This window comes from Cryobacterium sp. (assembly GCF_025463825.1).
GTDB lineage: Bacteria > Actinomycetota > Actinomycetes > Actinomycetales > Microbacteriaceae > Cryobacterium.
The window spans coordinates 22,549-41,684 of sequence record NZ_JAODBG010000082.1; the positions used below are offsets into that span (position 1 = coordinate 22,549).

The window sequence follows — 19,136 nt, forward strand, 5'->3', positions numbered from 1 at the left end:
CGAATCGGACAATTGCACCCGGCGCACCGGGCGCAAATGTCCGCACGGGCAACAGTTGGCGAGCCGGCTGGGGATAATGGGGCCATGACTGCTGACCGCCAGATCGCCGCGCACACCCACGCCCTCGTGATGGGCGAAGCCCTCATCGACATCGTGCGCCGCCCGGGCGCCGACCCGGTCAGCCACGCCGGCGGCAGCCCGATGAACGTGGCGTACGGGCTCGGCAGGCTCGGGGTGCCCACCACGCTGGTCACCCAGATCGGCGCCGACCCGTTCGGCGAGATCATCGCCGACCACCTCCGCGGAGCGGGCGTGGCCCTGCTGCCCGGGTCGGTCACGGCGAGCGCAACCTCCAGCGCCACGGCCGTCCTGGATGCGGCCGGCGCCGCCGACTACGACTTCGACCTGCGCTGGGACCTGCCGGAGCTGGCGCTGCCGGCGCCGTGCACCCTCATCCACACCGGTTCCATCGCCGCGACCCTGCAGCCCGGTGCCCTGGCCGTGCACCGCGCCTTCACCACCGCCCCGGCCGGCACGCTACTCAGCTACGACCCCAACGTGCGACCGGGCATCATGGGCTCCCGCGACGACGTGGTGCGCGCCGTCGAGGAGCTCGCCGCGGTGGCGCAGGTGGTGAAGATGAGCGACGAGGATGCCGCCTGGCTGTACCCGGGCCGGAGCCTCGACCAGATCTCGCGGGACTACACCGCGGCGGGGGTGGCGCTGTTCGCGATCACCCGCGGCGGGGACGGCGCCCTGCTCCGCGCTGGCGGCGCCACCACGGAACTCGCCGCGCATCCGGTGACAGTCGTCGACACCATCGGAGCCGGCGACTCGTTCATGTCCGGGCTGCTCTACGCCATTCTCGTGGGCGACTCCATCGACCCGATCCTGCAGAACGCGCTCGGTGCCGCTGACCTCGGGCGCCTGGGCCGAACAGCCCTGGCGAGCGCCGCGATCACTGTCTCCCGACCCGGCGCCACCCCGCCCACGGTGGCGGAACTGCGCATCCGCTGACCCAACCGGGGTGTTGCGCCGGAAAGCAGACGGCGTCGGGCAAGTCAATCCCCTTGAACGTGGGGGCCACCCCGGCTTTACTGTGCGTAAGTTGACCCCTTCTGGGGCAATGGCAACGGGTAACAGGAAGTCTGGTGCGACATGGCGGTCATAACAACCGACACGGCAGTACAAGTTTCGGTCGAACTCTCTCCGGTGGACGGAGTGGTGATCGAAGGCAGTTCGCTGGGGGTCCGGGTCCGGATCACCGCTCTTCGCCCCGCACTGATCGAACGGGCCGAGATCGCCCTGATCCGCAAGGTCAACTACACCTACGGCCGCGGCAACATCTACGGCGGCGTGTTTCCCGCCCGTGAGCGGTCCAGCGAGGTGCTCACAGCAGTGAGGGTGTCCGCCCCCGGGGCCATGCCGGCCGGGCAGACCCGGGTGCTGTCAGAGAGCCTGAGCATTCCCGAGGACGGCCTCGCATCGGTGCGGGGTGACCTTATCGACATCGGATGGTCGGTGCGCTGCGTGCTGCACGCCGCCAACGGCCAGATCATCAAGCGGGAACGCCTGATCGACGTGCAGTCCTGGGGCCAGACCAGCGCGACCGATATCGCCCACCCGCCGGTCGACGAACACCTCGGGCAGATCGCCCTCGAATTCATCGCCCTCTCCTCCCGGGTGCTCGAACCGGGCACTCCACTCACCGGGGTGCTGCGGGTACGCGCACGCGAGGACATCTCCACCCGCGGCGTTCGCGTGCAGCTGGTGCGCTGCGAGGAAGTGTGGGGCGGCCCCGGCCAGGAGGCGAACCCCGATGCGAGCGAGTCCGAGGGCTACCGGCACTCGGAAGCCGTGGTGGCCGCCGTCACGGTGGGGCCGGCCGGAACTCTGACGGCCGGTACCGCGGTCGACCTGCCCTTCGCTGTGCAGACGCCCGTCGGCCTGCCTGCGCCGTCGCTGTCCATCGGCAACCTGCATGTGCGCTGGGAGATCCGGGCCGTGGTGAACCTGCCGCTTCGCCCCGATCCCCGGTTGTCACTCGACCTGCTCGCCGTCACGGCCACCCGCCAGCCGCGTGATTCCGGGCGACCCGGCTCCCTCGACACCGACTGATCCCGCGCGGCCGCGCGATTGAGAAGGCGGGGTGATGGATCGCATCCATCTCTCCTGTTGGACAGCGCGCAGCAGCAGGAGCAGCCTGAGGTCATGGAATACACACACCTCGGTCGTTCGGGCCTGTCCGTTTCGCGTCTCTGCCTCGGCACGATGAATTTCGGGCCGCAGACCGATGAGGCCACCTCCTTCGAGATCATGGATGCCGCCCAGGCGGCCGGCCTGAACTTCTTCGACACCGCCAATGTCTACGGTTCCAAGCAGGGCCGCGGCGCGACGGAAAGCATCCTCGGCCGGTACTTCGCCCAGGGCGGCGACCGCCGCGAGAACACCGTGCTGGCCACCAAGGTTTACGGCAACATGTCCGACCGCCCCAACGACAGCAAGCTGTCGGCCCTGAACATCCGTCGTTCATTGGACGAGAGCCTGAAACGACTGCAGACTGACTACATCGACCTGTTCCAGTTCCACCACGTCGATCGGGACACCCCGTGGGACGAGATCTGGCAGGCGATGGAAACCGCCGTCGCGCAGGGCAAGATCCTCTACTCCGGCAGCAGCAATTTCGCCGGCTGGCACATCGCCACCGCGCAGGCAGAGGCCCGCCGCCGAAACCTCACCGGCCTGGTGAGCGAGCAATCGCTGTACAACCTGCTCAAGCGCGACATCGAACGCGAGGTCATCCCGGCCGCGCAGGGCAACGGGATGGGCATCCTGCCGTGGTCACCGCTGGAGGGCGGCCTGCTCGGCGGGGTGCTGCAGAAGCAGAACGACTCCGGCCGGCGGGTGTCGGCGGACTCCGCGGCCAAGATCGAGAAGAACCGGCCGGCCCTGGAAGCGTATGAGGCGTTCTGCGCCGAGCTCGGCCACAAACCGGGCGATGTGGGCCTGGCGTGGCTGATGCACCAGAGCGCGGTCACCGCGCCGATCATCGGACCACGCACCATGGAGCAGCTGGAGGCGGGCCTCCGTGCCGTCACCGTGAAACTCGACCAGGCTGCGCTCACCCGGCTCGACGAGATCTTCCCCGGCTACAGGACCGCGCCGGAAGATTACGCCTGGTGAGTACCGTGCCGGGTCTGAACCTGCTGTTCATCGGCGGCACCGGCGTGATCAGCGCCGCGGCCGCCCGCCTCGCGGTCTCCCGCGGCCACCGGCTGACCGTGCTCAACCGGGGTCAGTCCCGGCTCCGGGACCTGCCCGCCGACGCGGAACTCATCACCGCTGACGTGCGCGACGCTGCGGCGGTCAGCGCCGCCCTCGGCGAGCGCCACTTCGACGTTGTCGTGGACTTCGTGGCGTTCACCCCCGAGCATGTGCGTGCCGACATCGCCCAGTTCGCCGGTCGCACCGGCCAGTACCTGTTCATCAGCTCGGCCTCGGCGTACCAGAAGCCACCGGCCGCGCTACCGATCCGGGAGTCCACGCCGCTGCACAACCCGTTCTGGCAGTACTCGCGGGACAAGATCGCCTGCGAAGACGCTCTGTGGGAGGCCTGCCGCGAGCAGGGCTTCCCGGTCACGATCATCCGGCCGTCGCACACCTACGACCGCACCCAGATCACCCTGTTGAACGGGTGGACCGACATTCACCGGATGCGCACCGGTCAGCCGGTGGTGGTGCACGGCGACGGTACCTCGCTCTGGACGCTCACGCATAGCAGCGACTTCGCGAAGGCGCTCGTGGGCCTGTTCGGCCGGTCCCAGGCCGTGGGCCACAGCTTCACCATCACCTCGGACGAGTACCTGCCCTGGGACGCCATCTATGCCGAGTACGCCCGCGCCGCCGGCGCCCCTGCGCCGAAGATCGTGCACGTGACCAGTGACGCCATGGCGGCCGAGAACCCGGAGTGGAGCGGAGGGCTGCTCGGCGACAGGTCGCACTCCGTGATCTTCGACAACAGCAAGGTGAAGGCGCTCGTTCCCGACTTCGTCTGCACCACCCCCGTCGCGCTCGGCTTTCGCGAGGCGATCGCCTGGTACGACGAGCATCCGGAGCAGCAGGTGGTCAACGCGGCGCTGAACGACACCCTCGACCGGCTCGCAAGCGCGCACTCCTCCCGTTCCTAGCCCTGCCCAGGCCACCGCTGCCTGGGCATCCGCTTCACCAGATTGGACACCCTATGAAGACCCGACAGATCGGCGACCGCACCGTGAGCTCCATCGGCCTGGGCGGCATGCCCATGTCGATCGAGGGGCGGCCGGATGAAGCCCGTTCCATCGCCACCATCCACGCCGCCCTCGAGGTGGGCGTGACCCTGTTCGACACCGCGGATGCGTATCACCTGCACGCCGACGAGGTGGGCCACAACGAGTCGCTTCTCGCGAAGGCCATCGCCTCCTGGGGCGGCGACACCTCCCGGGTGTTGGTCGCCACCAAGGGTGGTCACCTGCGCCCCGGCGACGGCACCTGGTACGTCGACGGCCGGCCCGAGTACCTCAAGGAGGCCGCGAAGGCGTCGCTGAAGCGACTCGGCGGCGACGCCATCGACCTGTACCACCACCACCGGCCCGACCCCGCGGTGCCCTACGCCGACTCCATCGGCGCCATCCGCGACCTGCTCGACGACGGCGTCATCCGCCTCGCCGGCATCTCCAACGCCACCCCGGAGCAGATCCGCGAGGCCTACGAGATCCTCGGCGGCCGGCTGGCCAGCGTGCAGAACCAGTACTCGCCCGCGTTCCGCAGCAGCCAGGCCGAGCTGGACCTCTGCACCGAGCTCGGGGTCGCGTTCCTGTCCTGGAGCCCGCTGGGCGGCATCAAGTCCGCCGGCGAGCTCGGCGCCCGCTTCGCGCCGTTCCAGCGCGTGGCGGATGAGCGCGGCGTCAGCCCGCAGGTCGTCACGCTCGCCTGGCACCTGGCCGCCTCCCCGCGCGTGATCCCGATCCCCGGCGCCAGCCGGCCCAAGAGCATCCGGGACTCGGCCCAGGCGGCCGACCTCGCCCTCACGGCCGACGAGCTGGCCGCCCTCGCCGCGGCCTGAGCCAGTACCGCGGGGATTCCTCCCCGACTGCCGTGTTGACCGAGTACCCACCTACCTCTGGAGCTTTTATGACCGCCATCGTCCACCTCGACCTGCAGCTCGACCCCGCCACGCTCGACATCGTGCCGGCCATTCTCAACGAAACGCTCGCCGCCACCCGCGCGTGGCCGGGAAACGAGGGCCTCGAGGTGATCGTGGACGACGCCGACCCGGCTCACATCATCGTCGTCGAGAAGTGGGCGTCGGCCGCGGACCACGACGCGTACGCCGAATGGCGCACCACCCCGGAAGGCGCGGGGCGCATTCGGGAGATCATCGCCGCGGTGCCGGTGAAGACCATCTTCTCCGAGACCATCCCGCTCGCCTTCTAGCAGGTCAGGCGGCCGAACCGACCACGTCTGCTGCCGTCGGCACGACCGCGGCGGCGACGTCCTCGAGGAGCTGGTCGAGGAAGGCCGACGCGGCCGGGCTGGGCTCGTCGGCCACCGCCACGGCCACCGTCCACTCGGGCACGGTGGCCGGTAGCGGCACGGCCACGAGGTCCTCGGGCCGTTTCAACGCGAAGCTGGTGGGCACGATCGCCACGCCCAGGTTGTAGCCCACCAATTCGAGCAGCGGATGCACGTCGTTGACCTCCATGGCCGCGCGGTACTCGAACCCGGCCGCGGCGAACGCCCGCCGGGCGAGCATGTGCGCACCCCAGCCGGCCTGGAAGCCGATGAGCGGCTCGCCCCGCAGGGTCTCGAGGTCGACCTCGGCCAGCGCCGCGACGGGGTGGTCGGGGTGGCAGAGCACCACCATTTTCTGGCTGCTCAGCGGGTGCAGACGCACTCCGGGCGGGATGTCACCGGTGACGACGACGAGCGCGACATCGGTGGTGCCGCTGGCGACGCCCTCGATGAGTTCCACGGAGCCCACCTGGCGCAGCCGCACCTCGACGCCCTGGTTCGCGGTGCGGAAGCGGGCCAGTTCGGCCGGCAGGTCGACGGAGCCGAGGCACGGCTCCGCGCCGACGGTCAGGCGTCCGCGCACCAGGCCGCGCACCGCGGCGACGGCGTTCTGGGCCGCGGCGGCGGCGGCCAGCGTGCGGAGGGCATCCGTCAGCAGCGCCTGGCCGGCTGCCGTGAGCTCGACCCGGCGGGTGCTGCGGATGAACAGGGAGGTGCCCAGTTCGATCTCCAGGGCCCGGATCGACGCGGACAGGCCGGACTGCGAAATGTGCAGCAGCTCGGCCGCCCGGGTGAAGTGACGTTCGTCGGCGACCGTCACGAAGTGCTCTAGCTGGCGCAATTCCATTGACCAAGTCTACGTCTCAGTCGCCGCCCGCTCAGAAGCTCACGCTCTGGCCCGACTCCCGCCCTCCGCTCAATACTCGATGCGGCCGGCGCGGTTGTGAGCGTGGCGCGACCGGGTACGACCGGCGGATGTCGGGCTGCCGGCCGACGCCGGGCGCCGCACCACGGGGCTGCGCCGGGAGGAGCTCGCCGCCCTCGCCGGCGTGAGCGTGGACTACATCGTGCGACTCGAGCAGGGCCGGGCGGTGAACCCGTCCCCGCAATTACTCGGCGCCCTGGCCCTGGCCCTGCGCGCGACCCCGGCCGAGCGTGACCACCTCTACAGGGTCGCCGGTGTCGCCCCTCCGGCGCGGGGCACGGTCCCTCAACACGTCACCCCGGGGGTGCAACGGATCGTCGACAGGCTCGGAGACGTGCCGATGGCCGTGTTCACCGCCTCCCACGACATCCTGTTGTGGAACCCGCTCTGGGCCGCGCTGACCGGCGACCCGTCGCGCTATGTCGGAATCGAACGCAATCTGGTCTGGCGGCACTTCATCTGGGGGCATGACGGGGTGGAATTCGACGCCCAACACGAAGAGGACCTCGCCGGCGATCTCACCGCCGACCTGCGCACGGCCGTGGGCCAGTACCCGCACGACGCCGCCCTGGCGCAGCTCGTGGCGCGGCTGCGCACCGCGTCGGGCGACTTCGAACGCCGCTGGGGCGAAGCACGCGTCGCCGAGCACCGCTCGAGCCGGAAGACCGTCACCGGGACCGCTGTCGGACCCATCACCGTCGATTGCGACGTCCTGACCGTGCCCGGCGGCGACCTGCGCATCGTGGTCTACACGGTCGTGCCCGGCAGCGCAGACGAACAGAAACTCGATCTGCTGCGAGTGACCGGCTTGCAGGCGCTCACGGCAGCGCCCGCCTGACCGCGAGCTACTTCTCGAGGGGGCGCCAGATCACGATCTGGTTGGAGCGGCGGGTGCGGGTGCCGGCGCGCATCGAGATGACGTCGCCGGCCGGACCGGCCGCGAACACGCGGCGACCGGGACGGTTCAGCAGCTCGTCGGCCAGGGCCGCTTCGAGATCGCCCACCCGGGTCTGCAGGGTGCGCACGGCATCTTCCAGCGCGAGGATGCGCCGGATGCCTTCCAGGCTCACGCCCTGGGCGCCCAGGTCCGCGATCTCCCGCAGCCGGGCCACGTCGCGCATCGAGTAGCGACGCGAGCGACCCGGGGTGCGGCCGGGGCTGACCAGTCCCAGACGGTCGTACTGCCGCAGGGTTTGCGGGTGCATCCCGGCAAGCTCTGCGGCAGTACTGATCACGAAGACCCGGGTGTTCTCGTCCATGGCGGTCGACTATCCCTTGGCCCGGTGCAACAGTTCGTCGCGCGGGTTCTCCTTGGGCAGGGCCTCGCTGAAGGCGAGCAGTTTCTCCTCGGCATCCTTGGAGAGGTGCGACGGCACGGCCACCTGGACCACGGCGAGCAGGTCGCCGGAGCCCTTGGGAGTGACGACGCCGCGCCCCTTGACCCGCAGTACGCGGCCGCTCGGGGTGCCGGGGGCCACGCGCAGTTTCACCGGGGGCCCGCCAAGGGTGGGCACCTCGATGGTGGCGCCGAGCGCGGCCTCGACGAAGGTCACCGGCACGTTCACACGCAGGTTGAGGCCCTCGCGTTCGAACACCGGATGCTTGCGCACGGTGACGGTGAGCACGATGTCACCGTTCTCGCCGCCGTCCGGGCTGGGCTGCCCCTGCCCGCGCAGCTTGATCTTCTGACCGTCAGCGACACCGGCCGGGATCTTGACCTTGATCGGCCGGCCTTCCTGCGTCTGCAGGGTGATCGTGTCGCCCTGGGTGGCCGTGATGAAGTCGACCGTGGTGGACGCGATCACGTCACGTCCCCGGGTCGGCCCGCCCTGGCCGCGGAAACCCCCGGTGGAGGTGCCGAACCGGCCACCGCCGCCCTGGGCGCCCCGCCCGAACATGCCGCTGAGGATGTCGTCGAAACCGGCCTGCTCGTAGGAGTAGCCCTGTTGCCGGGCGCCACCCCCACCGAACATGCCGCCGAAGACGTCATCGAACCCACCCTGCTGGCCACCCTGGCCAGGGGCGGTGAAGCGAGCTCCACCGCCCATGGCGCGCACGGCGTCGTACTCCTTACGCTGTTCGGGGTCGCCGATCACCGAGTGTGCCTCGCTGATCTCCTTGAACTTGGCCTCCGCCGCCGCGTTGCCCGGATTGGAGTCCGGGTGGTACTTGCGCGCGAGCTTGCGGTAAGCCTTCTTCAGGTCGGCCGCGGAGACGTCCTTGCTGACCCCGAGAACCTTGTAGAAGTCCTTGTCGAACCAGTCCTGGCTAGCCATCGCTCGGTACCTGCACGACGACCTTGGCCACCCGCAACAGCGAGGATCCGAGGTAGTAGCCGGTCTCGACCACATCGCCGACGGTCTCCACCTCCACGTCAGCGCTGGGCTGCTGGAAGATGGCCTCGTGCACCGTGGGGTCGAACACGTCGCCGACGGAGCCGTACGGCTTGAGACCGATCCGCTCCGTGCTGGCGCGCAGCTTCGCGGCGATGGTCGCGAAGGCGGAATCGCCCTCGAGGTCGCCGTGCTTCTCGGCCCGGTACAGGTCGTCGAGCACCGGCAGCAGCACCTTGGCGACCTCTCCGGTGACGCGCTCGCGCTCGATCTCCCGGTTGGCCTCGGTGCGCTTGCGGTAGTTCGCGTACTCCGCGGTGACCCGCTTGAGGTCGGCGAGGTGCTCACTCGACGGGTCGGAGGCTTCAAGGTCGGCCGCGTCCAGGATGTCCTGCACGGTCAGCTCGTCTTCCTCGATGCCTTCGGCGCTCGCGGCGTCGTCGGTGTCGGGCTCATCGCCCTGCTTCACCTCCGAGGCCTCGGTCGCGCCGACCGCTGCGGCCAGTTCGGCTTCAGCGTCGGTCTCCGCCGCGGGGGCGCCCGACTCGGGCGCCCGGGCAGCGGCGGCTGACTCTTCTTCCGGAACGTGGTCGTCCGGACGCGTGGAGTCGGCCATTACTTCTTCGCTTCGTCCTCGTCGTCGACAACCTCGGCGTCGACAACGTCTTCATCCGACTTGGTGTCGTCTGCCGGCGCGGCCGTCTCGGACTCACCGGCAGCGGCATCCGCCTGGCTGGAGGCGTAGATGGCCTCGCCGAGCTTGCCCTGGCTCTCGTTCAGCTTGTCGTACGCGGTCTTCACCGCGTCGTCGTCGTCGCCGGCGAGAGCGGACTTCAGGGCGTCGACGTCGCCCTGGACCTCGGACTTGACGTCCTCGGGCAGCTTGTCGTTGTTCTCCTTGATCAGCTTCTCGATCGAGTAGGCGAGCTGCTCGGCCGTGTTGCGGGTCTCGGCGGCTTCGCGGCGGCGCTTGTCCTCCGCGGCGTGCTCTTCGCCCTCGCGCACCATGCGCTCGATGTCTTCCTTGCCCAGCGCGGTTCCGCCGGTGATGGTCATCGACTGCTCCTTGCCGGTGCCCTTGTCCTTGGCGGAGACGTGCACGATGCCGTTGGCGTCGAGGTCGAAGGTGACCTCGACCTGCGGGATGCCGCGCGGGGCCGGAGCGATGCCAGTGAGCTCGAAGGTGCCCAGGTTCTTGTTGTCACGGGTGAATTCGCGCTCGCCCTGGAAGACCTGGATGGCCACGGACGGCTGGTTGTCGTCGGCCGTGGTGAAGGTCTCGCTGCGCTTGGTGGGGATGGCCGTGTTGCGCTCGATGAGGCGCGTCATGATGCCGCCCTTGGTCTCGATGCCGAGGCTCAGCGGGGTGACGTCGATGAGCAGAACGTCCTTGCGCTCGCCCTTCAGCACGCCGGCCTGCAGGGCGGCGCCGACGGCGACGACCTCGTCCGGGTTGACGCCCTTGTTCGGGTCCTTGCCACCGGTCTCGGCCTTGACGAGCTCGTACACGGCCGGCATGCGGGTGGAACCACCGACGAGGACGACGTGCGCGATGTCCTCGACCTTGACGCCGGCCTCACGGATGACGTCCTGGAACGGCTTCTTGGTGCGGTCGAGCAGGTCCTCGGTCATCTTCTCGAACTGGGCGCGGGTGAGCGTCTCGTCGAGGTTGGCCGGGCCGTTCTCCGTCAGGGAGAGGTAGGGCAGCTGGATGCTGGTGGACATGCTCGAGGAGAGTTCCTTCTTGGCCTGCTCCGCGGCTTCCTTGAGGCGCTGCTTGGCGATCTTGTCCTTGGACACGTCGACGCCGGTGGAGTCCTTGAAGCGCTTGATCAGGTGCTCGACGATGCGCTGGTCCCAGTCGTCGCCGCCGAGGCGGTTGTCGCCGGCGGTCGAGCGCACCTGGATGGTGCTGAAGTCGTCGTCCTTGCCCACCTCGAGGAGGGAGACGTCGAAGGTTCCGCCACCGAGGTCGAAGACCAGGATGAGCTCGTCTTCCTTGCCGCGGTCCAGGCCGTAGGCCAGGGCGGCCGCGGTGGGCTCGTTGATGATGCGCAGCACGTTGAGGCCGGCGATCTCGCCGGCTTCCTTCGTGGCCTGGCGCTCGGCGTCGTTGAAGTAGGCGGGGACGGTGATGACGGCATCCGTCACCTTGTCGCCCAGGTACTGCTCGGCGTCGCGCTTGAGCTTGGCGAGGATGCGGGCGGAAATCTCCTGCGGGGTGTACTTCTTGTCGTCGATGCCGACGGTCCAGTCGGTGCCGACGTGGCGCTTCACCGACGAAATGGTGCGGTCCACGTTGGTGACCGCCTGGCGCTTGGCGGTCTCACCGACCAGTACCTCGCCGTCCTTGGTGAACGCGACCACGGAAGGCGTGGTGCGGAAGCCTTCAGCGTTTGCGATGACGGTGGGTTCTCCACCCTCGAGTACGGCCACCACCGAGTTGGTGGTTCCGAGGTCAATGCCGACTGCACGAGCCATGTGAGAGTATCTCCTTCAAAAGAATTGGGTTCAAGGCCTGTTTCTAAGACTTGAGTGTTGCAGACTCAAGTGTGGCACCGGCCGAAAATCGAGTCAAGCCGAGCGACGCAGACTTGAGTCACTCTGGCTCAACTCCCAGCAACTTCACGGCTCACCGCACACGACCGGCGGGCTGCGAGTAAAATGATCCGATGACTACCCCGGCCGATTCCCCGCACGTGGCGCACTCGCAGACCGACGTGGTGGTGCACGGGGTGAAACGGATGATCATCACCGGTGTGCTCCGTGCCGGAGCCCGCCTCCCGATCGAGAAGGACCTCGCCGCCGAGCTGGGCGTCTCACGCGGCTCGCTCCGCGAGGGAGTGCGCGCGCTCTGCATCATGGGAGTGTTGGAGACCCGGCAGGGTGACGGAACCTATGTCACCTCCCTGGACTCCAGCCTGCTCCTGGCGCCGATGGGGTTCCTGGTGGACCTGCAGACCCCGGAAGGAAGCGTGCACCTTCAATCCGTTCGGCGGGCGCTCGAATCCGAGGCCGCCGCGCAGGCGGCCGTGCGCATCGATCCGGCGACGATCGCGGAGGCCGAGGCGATTCTGGCAATCGTCGAACCGCTGCTCGCGGGCTCGGAGGTCAACCACGACGCCATCATGGATGCCGACATCGCCTTCCACCGGGTGATCGCCAGGGCCTCGGGCAACCCGGCGCTCGAAGCCCTGATCGAGGCCCTGGCCAGCCGCACCGTGCGCGGCCGGATGTGGCGAGCGATCAGCGAGGATGGCGCCGAGCACACCACGCACGCCGAGCACCGGGCGGTGCTCCGTGCCGTGGCGAACCACGACCCGGACACCGCCCGCCTGCGCATGGGAGTCCACCTGCTCGCCGTGGAAGACTTCCTGCGGACTCAGACCGCGGCAGACTCCACAACCTCGGCCGAGGCCCTGCCCGAGCCCGTCGACAACCAGTAGCCGCCGTCGGGAAAGGCGAACCGAGCCACCGAGTCGGCGTGCATCTGCGCGCTGTAACCGGGCAGTGCGGGCAGTCGGTATGCACCGTTCTCGACGATGCACGGGTCGGTGAAGTGCTCGTGCAGGTGGTCGACGTACTCGGTGACCCGCCCGTCGAGGGAGCCGGAGACGGCCACGTAGTCGAAAGCGGACCGGTGCTGCACCAGTTCACACAGGCCGACGCCGCCGGCGTGCGGGCAGAAGTCGATGGCCTCGGCCTGGAACATCTGCTTGAACAGCACGCGGTTCATGCCGTGCTCTCCGGTGGCGACTCCGATCGGCGCCACCGCCCGGCGCACGGCGGCGTGGCCGAGCACGTCGTCCGGGCTGGTCGGTTCCTCGATCCAGAGCGGCTTGAACTCAGCGAGCGCGGTGACCCATTCGATGGCCTCCGGGACATCCCAGACCTGGTTGGCATCGATCATCAGGTTCGCGTCGTCGCCGATGACCTCGCGGGCGATGCGCCGGCGACGGATGTCGTCATCCAGGTTGCTGCCCACCTTGAGCTTGATGTGCCGGTAGCCCGAGTCCACGGCCTCCTGGCAGAGCCGGCGCAGCTTCTTGTCCGAGTAGCCCAGCCAGCCGGCGCTGGTGGTGTAACAGGGGTACCCGGTGCCCTCGAGCTCGGCGATACGTGCGGCCCTGGTCGGTTCCATCTCGGCGAGCAGGCGCCACAACGGTTTGCCGGCCTTCCGCGCGGCCAGGTCCCAGACCGCGTTCATCACGGCGGCCATGGCCAGGTGTTCCACACCTTTCGCCGGGCCGAGCCACCGCAACTGGGAGTCCGACGTGAGGCCGCGGTAGGTGGCCCCGAGGTCACCGACGAGGATGTCGACGTCCTGCCCGATCAGCGGCAGCGCCCGCTGCTGGGCGGCCAGCACGCAGATGTCGTTTCCCCGGCCGATCGTGAAGGTGAATCCGTACCCGGCCAGCTCGGGGTCGTCGGTGTGCAGGATTGTTCATGGCATCGGAGCCGTCCATGCTCAGCGATGTGGGAAAGCGCACGTCGACGACGTCGACGGACGTGATGGTGGTCATGGGATCTCCTGAGGGTGGGGTGCTGACAGATTCGGGGGTGCCGTGGTGTCGGCTGGAAGCAGCCCGGCAGCGCGCAGCTCGGCCCACAGCTCGGCCGGGACGGTGGCGCGGTACCGGGTCAACTCAGGAATAAAAGGAGATCTTGTGCTCACAGCCAACTACGTCGGCAATCAGACCATCGATGTCCGGGAGGCCGAGCCGCAGGCACCGGCCGCGGGGATGGTGCAGATCAAGGTGGCCTATGCGGGCATCTGCGGCACCGACCTGCACATCCTGCTCGGTCACATGGACTAGCGCGTGGCCACTCCCGCCATCCTCGGCCACGAGATGAGCGGCACCATCGCTACACTCGGCGACCACGTGGCCGGCTGGAGCGTGGGGGACGCCGTCACGGTGATGCCCCTGGCCTGGGATGGCACCTGCCCGGCCTGCGTGGCCGGCAGTCCGCACATCTGCCACAATCTCGACTTCATCGGGATCGACTCCCCCGGTGCGCTGCAGGGGTACTGGAACGTGCCCGTCGACGTCCTCGTGGCCTTGCCCGCCGAATTGCGCCTCGACCACGCCGCCCTGGTCGAACCCGTGGCGGTGTCGGTGCATGACGTGCGGCGCTCCGGCCTGGTACCGGGTGAAAAGGCCGTCGTGATCGGCGGCGGCCCGATCGGTGTGCTGATCGCCACCACTGCCAGGGAGTTCGGCGGCGACGTGGTCGTGGTCGAGCTCGATGACGGGCGCCGCCAGGCCGTCGCCGACCTGGGCTTCACAGTGCTCGACCCGCGCGTCGTTGACCAGGTGGCCTGGGTGGCCGAGTGGACCGATGGCGTCGGCGCTGACGTGGTGTTCGAGGTGTCCGGCGCCGCTGCCGCTGTGCTCGGCGCCACCGAGCTGGCCCGGGTACGGGGACGGTTGGTGATCGTCGCCATCCACCCCGACCCCCGCCCGGTGAATCTGCAGCGCGTGTTCTGGCGGGAACTGACAATCATCGGCGCCCGGGTCTACGAGCGCGCCGACTACGAGACCGCAGTGGAACTGCTCACTCGTGGGGTGATCCCCGCCGACCTGCTGATTACCCGGATCGAACCGATCAGCCGCGCGTCCGGCGCATTCGAGGCCCTCGCCCGCGGCCACGCCATGAAGATCCTGATCGACTGCCAGGCGGAGGTCGGAGCGTGACGGCACTGTTCGACCTGACCGGCACCCTCGCGGTGGTCACCGGCGCCAAACGCGGTATCGGCTTTGCGATGGCCGAGGCGCTCGCGGGCGCGGGCGCCGACATCATCGGCGTCAGCGCCACCCTGGAGACCGCCGGGAGTGCCATCGAACAACGCGTGACCGCGCTCGGGCGCTCCTTCACCGGTCGGGCCGTGGACTTCACCGACCGGGACGCCGTGCTCGCCTTCGCCGACTGGCTGGACGGCCTGGATCGCCCCGTGGACATCCTCGTGAACAACGCCGGCACGATCGAGCGGTCGCCGGCCATGGTGCATCCGCTGGAATCGTGGGACCGGGTGCTCGAGGTGAACCTGTCCAGCCAGTTCGCGCTCAGCCAGGCGGTGGGCCGCGGCATGGTCGGCCGCGGCCGCGGGAAGATCATCTTCACCGCATCGCTGCTCAGCTTCCAGGGCGGGCTCAACGTTCCCGGCTATGCGGCGTCCAAGTCGGCCATCGCCGGCCTCACCCGCGCGCTCTCGAACGAGTGGGCCGGACACGGCGTCACCGTGAATGCGATCGCCCCCGGCTACATCGCCACCGACAACACCCAGGCCCTGCAGGACGATCCGGACCGCTCGAGGTCAATCCTCGAACGCATTCCCGCGGGCCGGTGGGGCCGGGCGGCCGACCTCGGCGGCGCCGCCGTGTTCCTGGCCAGCGCCGCCTCGGACTACGTGTCCGGCGTCGTGCTGCCCGTCGATGGTGGCTGGCTGGCCCGATGACACGCCTGCCTGCTCGCCGCGGCCGCCGTGTCAGGATGGGGCATGCCCGTCGTTGAATCCCGTTGCGTCGTTCCGGTCGACGTCGCCACCGCGTTCGCGGTCTCGCAGACGGGCGGGCGCGATCCGGCTGCGCTGGGATCTGTTCATTCGCACGCAGCATTTCCTGGGCGCGGCGGTCGCGCCGGCGAAGGGCGTGCGCACCCTCACGGTGCAGCGCTTCGGCTTCCGGATGGAGAGCGAGTACGTCTCGTACCACCCGCCGTCGAACGTCGGCATGAAGATGACGCGCTACAACTTCGCCTGCAAGCCGCGCTGGCTGGCCCCCGTGGCCGAACGCCTCGGCGCGATCATCCTGCAGCGCGACATCGACCGCCGGATCCAGGGGTTCGCGCGAGGCTGCACGGATCCACTGGTCCTCGAGTCCGTCCAATCCCGCGAATCGTAACGGGATGCCCCGACTCGTGATCGTTCTCCCGGTGGCGCCCCTTCGGGTGGGGTCCAGCTTCCCCGTCGCCGGCTGGCCGCTGCACATCACGGTGCTGCCGCCGTTCCTCACCGATGCGCCTGCCGAGGCGCTCGCGGCGGCCATCGCCGCCGCCGCCGGCACCCAGCCGCCCCTCACGGTGGTCGCCGGCGCCGACGAGCTGTTCGGGCGCCGGCACGACATTCCCGTCTCGCTGATCCAGCCGCACGACGAGCTCACGGCGCTGCACCGCACTCTGGTGGCAGCTCTCCGACCGTTCGCCGCCGAGCCGGACGAGCCCGCCTTCACCGGCCCTGGTTTCCGCGCGCACATCACGCACAAACCGCCCGTCCGCGTGCACCCCGGCGACACCCTCACCCTCACCCAGCTGGCGCTGGTGGACATGCTTCCCCGCGCCCACGCCGCCGGCCGCACGGTCCTGGCTGCCTACCCCCTCTCCCCAGGGCGCTAATTTAGGGGGATGGAGATACGGGAGGCCCGGGAGGGCGACTGGGCACAGATCTGGCCGTTCCTGCGGGACGTCGTAGCGGCGGGCGAGACCTACTGCTGGCCACGGGACACCAGCGAGGCCGACGCGCGCACCTGGTGGATGGGCAAGCCCGGCGGGCGCGTGTTCGTGGCGGCTGACGCGGACCGGGTGCTCGGCACCGCCGAGCTGCACCCCAACCAGCCGGCCGCCGGCGGCCACGTCTGCAACGCCGGCTTCATGGTGGCATCGCACGCCGCAGGCCGCGGCATCGGCCGTGCCCTGGCCGGTCATGTGCTGGAGCAGGCTGCCAACGCGGGCTACCGGGCCATGCAGTTCAACGCCGTCGTGGAGACCAACACCAACGCCGTCAGCCTCTGGCAGTCGCTGGGGTTCCGCATCCTGGCCACCATCCCCGGCGCCTTCCGGCACCCCGGGCACGGCTTCGTGGGGCTGCACGTGATGCACCGCTCCCTCGAGGCGGATGCCCCGCAGCCCTAGCTCCGGCGGGCGGCGCGGCGACTCGCACGGCTCCGTCGCCCATTGTTCACCACCCGGCCCTAGGGTGGCACCATGACCGAGATCCTCGACGGCAACGGCGCCGCCGCCGCGCCCTCAGAAGGCACCCCCACCCGCGCCGCCGTCCTCGCCTGGGGCCTGTGGGACTGCGGCTCGGCAGCGTTCAACGCCGTCGTCACCACGTTCGTCTTCGCCGTATACCTCACCGGCTCGTCGTTCGGCGACGAAGACGTCATCGCCGCCCAGCTGGGCTGGGCCCTGGCGATCGCCGGGTTCCTCATCGCCGTGCTCGCCCCGGTCACCGGCGCCCGCTCCGACTCGTCCGGGCGGCGCAAGTTCTGGCTCGGCGTGAACACCTTCCTGGTGGTGGCGATGATCGCCGGCATGTTCTTCGTGCTCCCGTCGCCCGAATACCTGCTGTTGGGCCTGGTGCTCCTGGCCGCCGGCAACGTGGTTTTCGAGCTGGCCGGGGTGAGTTACAACGCCATGCTCTTCCAGGTGTCCACTCCCCGCACCATCGGCAAGGTCAGCGGTTTCGGCTGGGGCATGGGCTACATCGGCGGCATCGTGCTGTTGCTCATCGTGTACTTCGGCCTCATCGGTCCCGAGGTGGGCCTGTTCGGCGTCACCGGTGACGACGGCCTCGACGTGCGGGTGGCCATGCTCGTCTCAGCGGCCTGGTTCGGCCTGTTCGCGTTGCCGCTGCTCCTTCGGGTGCCCGAGAACCAGGCGCCGGATGCCCAGGCCCGCGCCAGGGTCAACGTCCTGCGGTCCTACGTCGAGCTGGGGCGGGACGTGGCCGCGCTCTGGCGCACCAGCCGGCAAACCGTGTACTTCCTCGTGGCGAGCGCCATCTTCCGCGACGGCCTGGCCGGGGTGTTCACCTTCGGCGGCGTGCTCGCGGCCTCCGCCTTCGGCTTCTCCCCAGGCGAGGTCATCATCTTCGCCATCGCCGCGAACGTGGTCGCCGGCATCGCCACCATCAGCGTCGGCGTGCTCGACGACCGGCTCGGCGCCAAGCCCGTGATCGTCACCGCCCTGATCGGCCTGATCGTCAGCGGCAGCCTGGTCTTCCTGCTGCACGACGGCGGCCAGATCGTGTTCTGGACCGCCGGCCTCGCGCTCTGCCTGTTCGTGGGCCCCGCCCAGTCGGCCAGCCGCACGTTCCTGGCCCGCCTCATCCCGGCCGGCCGGGAGGGCGAGGTGTTCGGCATGTACGCCACCACCGGCCGGGCGGCGAGCTTCCTCGCCCCCACCGCGTTCGCGCTCATGGTGACGATTTTCGGCGAGACCTACTGGGGCATCCTCGGCATCGTGCTGGTGCTGCTGGTCGGGCTGCTGTTCTTGCTGCCGGTGAAGGCTCGGCGGGTCCAGCCAGCCTGACGCATCCGCCACACTAGGAGTGGCGCCGCAACCGGTGCGCCAGTTCACACGATAGGAAAGGTGGCGGAATGATCGAGTTGCGCACCCCGGCGGAGATCATCGAGATGCAGGCGGCCGGCGCGTTCGTCGCCGACACCCTGGCGGCGTTGAAGGCCCGGGCCGCGGTCGGCATGAACCTGCTGGAGCTGGACGCCTACGCGCACACCCTGATCCGGCAGCGCGGAGCCGAGTCCTGCTACCTCGACTACGCGCCATCGTTCGGCAGCGGCCCGTTCGGCTATGTCCTCTGCACCTCGGTGAACGACGCGGTGCTGCACGGCAAGCCGCACGACTACACCCTCGCCGACGGCGACCTGCTCACCCTGGACTTCGCGGCCTCCGTGGACGGCTGGGTGGCCGATTCGGCGGTCAGCGTGGTGGTGGGCACCGCCCGCGCCGAAGACCTCGCGCTGATCCAGCTCACCGAAGACGCGCTGGCCGCCGGCATCGCCGCGGCCGTGGTGGGCAACAAGATCGGCGACATCTCACACGCCATCGGCAGCCTGGCCGAAGCGGCGGGCCTGCGCGTCAACCTCGACTTCGGCGGCCACGGCGTGGGCCGCACCATGCACGGCGACCCGCACGTGGCCAACAACGGGCGGCCGGGCCGCGGCTATCCGCTCCGACCCGGTCTGGTGATCGCGATCGAACCCTGGTTCCTTCAGGGCACCGACAAGCTCAAGACCGACCGGGATGGCTGGACCCTGCGCAGCGCCGACGGCAGCCGGGGCGCGCACTCCGAGCACACCATCGCGATCACCGAGACCGGGCCGCTCGTGCTCACCCGGCCCCGGCCGGCGGCTTAGTCCGCCTGCCTGACCCGCGCTGCGCAGCCAGCCCGGCTCCGCCACCTGCGCAACGCGGGTGCTGCGCCGCTACGCGGGTGGCGTGCCACGGGCGTAGCGGCGCCTGACCCGCGCGGCGCGGCTAGCGCAGCGGCGTGGTGGCGAGTACCGGTGATCGGGAACACCTCCGCCGAC

At 69.6% G+C, this 19,136-nt stretch carries 20 protein-coding genes and 2 pseudogenes; 16 read left to right on the plus strand and 6 right to left on the minus strand.

The window, feature by feature from the left end:
• Window positions 1–84: 84 nt before the first annotated feature.
• From JWP54_RS09970 to JWP54_RS09995, 6 genes are all read left to right on the plus strand, one after another.
• Window positions 85–1,017, plus strand: coding sequence for a carbohydrate kinase (locus JWP54_RS09970; RefSeq protein WP_297371190.1), 933 nt, complete (start codon window positions 85–87; stop codon window positions 1,015–1,017).
• A 141-nt stretch (window positions 1,018–1,158) separates the two neighbouring features.
• Window positions 1,159–2,118 (plus strand): hypothetical protein, encoded by a 960-nt coding sequence (locus tag JWP54_RS09975; RefSeq protein WP_297371193.1) that lies wholly within the window; start codon window positions 1,159–1,161, stop codon window positions 2,116–2,118.
• Window positions 2,119–2,211: 93 nt separating this feature from the next.
• Window positions 2,212–3,183 (plus strand): aldo/keto reductase, encoded by a 972-nt coding sequence (locus JWP54_RS09980; protein WP_297371196.1) that lies wholly within the window; start codon window positions 2,212–2,214, stop codon window positions 3,181–3,183.
• Window positions 3,180–4,187: an SDR family oxidoreductase gene (locus tag JWP54_RS09985; RefSeq protein ID WP_297371199.1), complete on the plus strand. Its 1,008-nt coding sequence runs from the start codon at window positions 3,180–3,182 to the stop codon at window positions 4,185–4,187. The genes JWP54_RS09980 and JWP54_RS09985 overlap by 4 nt, the downstream gene beginning before the upstream one ends.
• A 53-nt stretch (window positions 4,188–4,240) precedes the next feature.
• Window positions 4,241–5,101: an aldo/keto reductase gene (locus JWP54_RS09990; RefSeq protein WP_297371202.1), complete on the plus strand. Its 861-nt coding sequence runs from the start codon at window positions 4,241–4,243 to the stop codon at window positions 5,099–5,101.
• A 68-nt stretch (window positions 5,102–5,169) separates the two neighbouring features.
• Complete coding sequence (locus JWP54_RS09995; RefSeq protein WP_297371204.1) at window positions 5,170–5,472, plus strand: antibiotic biosynthesis monooxygenase; 303 nt, start codon at window positions 5,170–5,172, stop codon at window positions 5,470–5,472.
• Between the two features lie 4 nt (window positions 5,473–5,476).
• On the opposite strand, the gene JWP54_RS10000 is transcribed toward JWP54_RS09995, so the two are convergent.
• A complete protein-coding gene (locus tag JWP54_RS10000; protein WP_297371207.1) occupies window positions 5,477–6,397 on the minus strand; it encodes a LysR family transcriptional regulator in 921 nt (306 codons plus the stop codon).
• A gap of 136 nt (window positions 6,398–6,533) precedes the next feature.
• On the opposite strand from JWP54_RS10000, the gene JWP54_RS10005 reads away from it, so the two are divergent.
• Window positions 6,534–7,313, plus strand: coding sequence for a helix-turn-helix domain-containing protein (locus tag JWP54_RS10005; RefSeq protein ID WP_367274212.1), 780 nt, complete (start codon window positions 6,534–6,536; stop codon window positions 7,311–7,313).
• A 7-nt stretch (window positions 7,314–7,320) separates the two neighbouring features.
• Here JWP54_RS10005 and JWP54_RS10010 read toward each other — a convergent pair whose 3' ends face one another.
• From JWP54_RS10010 to dnaK, 4 genes are read right to left on the minus strand one after another with little or no spacing between them, the layout of a single operon-like run.
• Entirely contained in the window at window positions 7,321–7,734 is a 414-nt protein-coding gene (locus JWP54_RS10010; protein ID WP_297371210.1) for a MerR family transcriptional regulator, read from the minus strand.
• Window positions 7,735–7,743: 9 nt separating this feature from the next.
• A complete protein-coding gene (locus JWP54_RS10015) occupies window positions 7,744–8,751 on the minus strand; it encodes a DnaJ C-terminal domain-containing protein (RefSeq protein ID WP_297371213.1) in 1,008 nt (335 codons plus the stop codon).
• Window positions 8,744–9,424 carry a nucleotide exchange factor GrpE gene (locus JWP54_RS10020; RefSeq protein ID WP_297371216.1) on the minus strand — a complete coding sequence of 227 codons (681 nt, stop codon included), beginning with the start codon at window positions 9,422–9,424 and terminating at the stop codon, window positions 8,744–8,746. The genes JWP54_RS10015 and JWP54_RS10020 overlap by 8 nt, the downstream gene beginning before the upstream one ends.
• Entirely contained in the window at window positions 9,424–11,289 is a 1,866-nt protein-coding gene (gene dnaK, locus JWP54_RS10025; protein ID WP_297371219.1) for a molecular chaperone DnaK, read from the minus strand. The genes JWP54_RS10020 and dnaK overlap by 1 nt, the downstream gene beginning before the upstream one ends.
• A gap of 191 nt (window positions 11,290–11,480) precedes the next feature.
• Between dnaK and JWP54_RS10030 the strand changes: the two genes are divergently transcribed.
• On the plus strand, window positions 11,481–12,254 hold the full coding sequence (locus JWP54_RS10030; protein WP_297371222.1) for a FadR/GntR family transcriptional regulator: 774 nt from the start codon (window positions 11,481–11,483) through the stop codon (window positions 12,252–12,254).
• On the opposite strand, the pseudogene JWP54_RS10035 reads toward JWP54_RS10030, so the two are convergent.
• Window positions 12,191–13,331: pseudogene (locus JWP54_RS10035) on the minus strand (enolase C-terminal domain-like protein). The gene JWP54_RS10030 and the pseudogene JWP54_RS10035 overlap by 64 nt on opposite strands.
• A gap of 144 nt (window positions 13,332–13,475) precedes the next feature.
• On the opposite strand from JWP54_RS10035, the gene JWP54_RS10040 reads away from it, so the two are divergent.
• From JWP54_RS10040 to map, 8 genes and pseudogenes are all read left to right on the plus strand, one after another.
• Window positions 13,476–13,625 (plus strand): alcohol dehydrogenase catalytic domain-containing protein, encoded by a 150-nt coding sequence (locus JWP54_RS10040; RefSeq protein ID WP_297371225.1) that lies wholly within the window; start codon window positions 13,476–13,478, stop codon window positions 13,623–13,625.
• 3 nt (window positions 13,626–13,628) lie between these two features.
• Window positions 13,629–14,504, plus strand: coding sequence for a zinc-binding dehydrogenase (locus tag JWP54_RS10045; RefSeq protein ID WP_297371228.1), 876 nt, complete (start codon window positions 13,629–13,631; stop codon window positions 14,502–14,504).
• Window positions 14,501–15,265, plus strand: a complete 765-nt coding sequence (locus tag JWP54_RS10050; protein ID WP_297371231.1) for an SDR family oxidoreductase — start codon at window positions 14,501–14,503, stop codon at window positions 15,263–15,265. The genes JWP54_RS10045 and JWP54_RS10050 overlap by 4 nt, the downstream gene beginning before the upstream one ends.
• 42 nt (window positions 15,266–15,307) lie before the next feature.
• Window positions 15,308–15,710, plus strand: a pseudogene (locus JWP54_RS10055) (SRPBCC family protein).
• 4 nt (window positions 15,711–15,714) lie between these two features.
• A complete protein-coding gene (locus JWP54_RS10060) occupies window positions 15,715–16,200 on the plus strand; it encodes a 2'-5' RNA ligase family protein (protein WP_297371234.1) in 486 nt (161 codons plus the stop codon).
• Between the two features lie 9 nt (window positions 16,201–16,209).
• Window positions 16,210–16,716, plus strand: a complete 507-nt coding sequence (locus tag JWP54_RS10065; RefSeq protein WP_297371237.1) for a GNAT family N-acetyltransferase — start codon at window positions 16,210–16,212, stop codon at window positions 16,714–16,716.
• 72 nt (window positions 16,717–16,788) lie between these two features.
• A complete protein-coding gene (locus JWP54_RS10070; protein ID WP_297371240.1) occupies window positions 16,789–18,117 on the plus strand; it encodes an MFS transporter in 1,329 nt (442 codons plus the stop codon).
• A 68-nt stretch (window positions 18,118–18,185) separates the two neighbouring features.
• Window positions 18,186–18,962 carry a type I methionyl aminopeptidase gene (gene map / locus JWP54_RS10075; RefSeq protein WP_297371242.1) on the plus strand — a complete coding sequence of 259 codons (777 nt, stop codon included), beginning with the start codon at window positions 18,186–18,188 and terminating at the stop codon, window positions 18,960–18,962.
• The last annotated feature ends 174 nt before the right edge of the window (window positions 18,963–19,136 follow it).

Bases quoted from the DNA above. Each gene is read 5' to 3' on its own strand.
- JWP54_RS09970 (WP_297371190.1), top strand. From the start codon at position 85: ATGACTGCTGACCGCCAGATCGCCGCGCACACCCACGCCCTCGTGATG.
- JWP54_RS09975 (WP_297371193.1), top strand. From the start codon at position 1,159: ATGGCGGTCATAACAACCGACACGGCAGTACAAGTTTCGGTCGAACTC.
- JWP54_RS09980 (WP_297371196.1), top strand. From the start codon at position 2,212: ATGGAATACACACACCTCGGTCGTTCGGGCCTGTCCGTTTCGCGTCTC.
- JWP54_RS09990 (WP_297371202.1), top strand. From the start codon at position 4,241: ATGAAGACCCGACAGATCGGCGACCGCACCGTGAGCTCCATCGGCCTG.
- JWP54_RS09995 (WP_297371204.1), top strand. From the start codon at position 5,170: ATGACCGCCATCGTCCACCTCGACCTGCAGCTCGACCCCGCCACGCTC.
- JWP54_RS10000 (WP_297371207.1), bottom strand. From the start codon at position 6,397: ATGGAATTGCGCCAGCTAGAGCACTTCGTGACGGTCGCCGACGAACGT.
- JWP54_RS10010 (WP_297371210.1), bottom strand. From the start codon at position 7,734: ATGGACGAGAACACCCGGGTCTTCGTGATCAGTACTGCCGCAGAGCTT.
- JWP54_RS10015 (WP_297371213.1), bottom strand. From the start codon at position 8,751: ATGGCTAGCCAGGACTGGTTCGACAAGGACTTCTACAAGGTTCTCGGG.
- JWP54_RS10020 (WP_297371216.1), bottom strand. From the start codon at position 9,424: ATGGCCGACTCCACGCGTCCGGACGACCACGTTCCGGAAGAAGAGTCA.
- dnaK (WP_297371219.1), bottom strand. From the start codon at position 11,289: ATGGCTCGTGCAGTCGGCATTGACCTCGGAACCACCAACTCGGTGGTG.
- JWP54_RS10030 (WP_297371222.1), top strand. From the start codon at position 11,481: ATGACTACCCCGGCCGATTCCCCGCACGTGGCGCACTCGCAGACCGAC.
- JWP54_RS10060 (WP_297371234.1), top strand. From the start codon at position 15,715: ATGCCCCGACTCGTGATCGTTCTCCCGGTGGCGCCCCTTCGGGTGGGG.
- JWP54_RS10065 (WP_297371237.1), top strand. From the start codon at position 16,210: ATGGAGATACGGGAGGCCCGGGAGGGCGACTGGGCACAGATCTGGCCG.
- JWP54_RS10070 (WP_297371240.1), top strand. From the start codon at position 16,789: ATGACCGAGATCCTCGACGGCAACGGCGCCGCCGCCGCGCCCTCAGAA.
- map (WP_297371242.1), top strand. From the start codon at position 18,186: ATGATCGAGTTGCGCACCCCGGCGGAGATCATCGAGATGCAGGCGGCC.